Origin of the sequence: Halorubrum sp. ARQ200, assembly GCF_005435115.1 — an archaeon.
In the GTDB taxonomy this organism is placed as follows: Archaea; Halobacteriota; Halobacteria; order Halobacteriales; family Haloferacaceae; genus Halorubrum; species Halorubrum tropicale.
The window spans coordinates 1-458 of record NZ_SGTZ01000040.1 but is presented as its reverse complement, the minus strand read 5'-3'; the positions used below and the strand labels follow the sequence as shown (position 1 = coordinate 458).

At 68.3% G+C, this 458-nt stretch carries 1 protein-coding gene; it reads right to left on the bottom strand.

Going from position 1 to position 458, the window contains the following annotated elements; genetic code table 11:
• Positions 1-171: 171 nt before the first annotated feature.
• On the bottom strand, positions 172-458 hold a 287-nt coding region (locus tag EXE50_RS16945), incomplete at its 5' end, for a hypothetical protein (RefSeq protein WP_137705645.1).

The window sequence follows — 458 nt, the reverse complement described above, 5'->3', positions numbered from 1 at the left end:
GGACCTGGGGGAGCGTCAGCGCCCCCACCGAGATAGCCGAGAATAACTGCGGCCCCGAGGCGATGAGCGCGTCCGTCAGCGCCCACACGACCTCCGGGTTCAGCACCGCGGCGATCGCGCCAAGTCCCGCCGACACCTGCGTCAGCGGATCCTTCGCGATGTCTTTCAGTGTCACTCTGTCAACCCTCCGAGCTGCAGCAGGTCGGCGACGATGTACACGATCCGACGCAGCACCACGATCGCCACGACGACCTCCGCGATCACGACCGCCGCCACGATGACCGGCGTGAACGGCCCGAGAACGCCCACCGCCTCGAAGACGACATCGTTGAACCCGCGGATCGCGTCGAGTATCGTCGTCCCGAACGATGCTCCCGCACCGCCGAGTGCCTGAGCGACCGCGACCGGCACGTCCGCTAGTCCGAGCGTCTCGCCGGGCGCGTTGAACCGCCCCGGCT